The organism is Rhodopseudomonas sp. B29, assembly GCF_000333455.1.
Lineage (GTDB): Bacteria > Pseudomonadota > Alphaproteobacteria > Rhizobiales > Xanthobacteraceae > Rhodopseudomonas.
Map to the genome: position 1 here is coordinate 1 of NZ_BADD01000308.1, position 2,095 is coordinate 2,095.

The 2,095-nt window shown below is 64.8% G+C and carries 2 protein-coding genes and 1 pseudogene; 2 read left to right on the forward strand and 1 reads right to left on the reverse strand.

Annotated elements, in window-relative coordinates; genetic code table 11:
• Positions 1 to 460 precede the first annotated feature (460 nt).
• Both I5M_RS11340 and I5M_RS11345 read left to right on the forward strand, forming a co-directional pair.
• On the forward strand, positions 461 to 1,237 hold the full coding sequence (locus I5M_RS11340; RefSeq protein ID WP_022721513.1) for a rhomboid family intramembrane serine protease: 777 nt from the start codon (positions 461 to 463) through the stop codon (positions 1,235 to 1,237).
• 181 nt (positions 1,238 to 1,418) lie between these two features.
• Entirely contained in the window at positions 1,419 to 1,847 is a 429-nt protein-coding gene (locus I5M_RS11345) for a CBS domain-containing protein (protein ID WP_022721514.1), read from the forward strand.
• A gap of 51 nt (positions 1,848 to 1,898) precedes the next feature.
• Here the strand turns inward: I5M_RS11345 and I5M_RS31345 are convergent.
• Positions 1,899 to 2,095 (reverse strand): annotated as a pseudogene (locus tag I5M_RS31345) (hypothetical protein); the annotation flags it as partial.

Consider the following 2,095-nt stretch of genomic DNA (forward strand, 5'->3'; position numbering starts at 1 on the left):
ACAGATGTGTCCCGTTTGGAGTCTGCGAAGACCCGCGTGCGTTTGTGTCCGAGGCGTGTTGCAGCGTCCATGCCGATTGCCGGCGGCCCACAGGAAGTCCCCGGTTTTGTAGCGTTAACGTTAAATTAACGATGAGCTTCAAATGCCGCAGAACGGCGCTAGGGTGGCGGTGTTTCCACCGCGGCGATGGTTCTCCAGCTTCGCGCGCGAGGGGCAGGGTCGCTGATAAACAGACCGGATGACGCAGCATCGGCGGTTGCCGATAAGGCAGATCGGGCCGGCACGGACCACAGGGAGGGTGTTTCTCAGACGCCCTCCCTTTTTTCGTTGGCGGGAGGTCGTCGATGTGCAGCGGCGGGGCGGCACTTCGGGGATAGCCGGACCGGGTTTCCACTTTTGATGAAAATGCTCTAAGGGAGCGGATCGCCCAAGACGGGCGTGTCCGCACAGGTCCGTCACGTTGGAAGTCCCGCCGCAGCCATCGCCCGAGCCGCCGCCGTCCGAGCCGCCGCCGCGCGAACCGGTTCTGACGCTGCCGGGCCCGATCACCGCCTATATCGCTCTGCTGGCCGTCCTGCATCTGCATGTTCTGCTGCCGCCCGACCTCGACGACTGGGTGATCGAGGCGTTCGGCTTCATCCCGCTGCGCTACGATGCGACGCCGCTGGCAGCCCAACTGCCCGGCGGCGCTGGCGCCAAGATCTGGAGCTTCGTCAGCTATTCGCTGCTTCACGCCAATCTCAGCCACATCATCTTCAACGTGCTGTGGCTGCTGCCTTTTGGCAGCGCGGTGGCGCGGCGATTCGGGGCGTTGCGTTTCTTCGCCTTCATGGCGGTGACGGCGGTCGCCGGCGCGTTGGCGCATCTGGTTACCCACGAGCACGCAATGGCGCCGATGATCGGCGCCTCCGCTTCGGTGTCGGGCGCGATGGCGGCCGCGATCCGCTTCGCATTCGTGCGCGGCAGCTTCCTGTCGCTGCGCTCCGGCGACGCCGATGCGGCATCGCGTGTTCCCGCGCTGCCGCTCAGCCGCTCGCTGCGCGACGCACGGGTGCTCGGCTTCCTGGCGATCTGGTTCGGAATCAATATCGTATTCGGCATCGGCTCGATCGCGATCGGCAGCGAAGGCGCCAGCGTCGCCTGGCAGGCACATATCGGCGGCTTCTTCGCCGGCCTGTTTCTCTTTTCCCTGTTCGACCCGGTGCCCCGCCGCACACCGCCGGCGAAAGCCGCCTGAGTTCATGGCGCAGTGCAGCGCGTGTAGCTGCGACTAAATTGCACCCGGCGTTGAATCGCCGCAATTCCCGGTACTATCTTATTGTGTGATCGGCCATCGCGTTGGCGGTCCAGCCGATCAGTTGCTGCAGGCATTCACTCAGCACCGCACGCCAACAGGCGGCGGCATCGGGAGGCGACCCATGACAGTGCGCGCGATCCTCGAATCCAAAGGCCGACACGTTCACAGCATCGAGCCGGATGCCAAGCTCTCCTACGCCGTAGCGACTTTGTCCCAGCGACGCATCGGCGCGGTGCTGGTGATGAGCAGCACGCGGATCGAAGGCATCCTATCGGAGCGCGACGTCGTTCGCGCTCTCAGCGAACGTGGCGCCGCAGCGCTCGATCTGCCGGTGTCGGCGATCATGACCCGTGAGGTCGTCAGCTGCCAGCCGAGCGACACCGTCGCCGTTCTCATGGAGGCGATGACGCGCGGCAAATTCCGTCATCTCCCGGTGATGGAGAACGACCGCCTGGTCGGCTTGATCTCGATCGGCGACGTCGTCAAGTCGCGCCTGACCGAGTACGAAAGCGAACAACAGGCGCTGCACGAGTATATCAAGTCGGCCTGACGTAGTTCTTCGCCGGCGGTGCGTCCGTGCGGACCGTAGTGGCGTAGCCGCTCAGCGGCGCGCGCCGTCGAGAAACAGCGTCCAGGCTTTGTCGAAATAAGCATTCTGGGCGCGGGAGGACGCATAGGTCGTGCCGCCGAGCATCGCGTCGAGCATTGGCCCGACCGCGATGCAATTGATGAGCTGCGCTGCTAGAAAGCGCGCGTCGCCCCGGGCAAGGGCGTCGGCTTCTGCGCGTCGCCGATCAA

Excerpts from the sequence above, each read along its gene's own strand:
- I5M_RS11345 (WP_022721514.1), top strand. The coding sequence starts at position 1,419 with ATGACAGTGCGCGCGATCCTCGAATCCAAAGGCCGACACGTTCACAGC.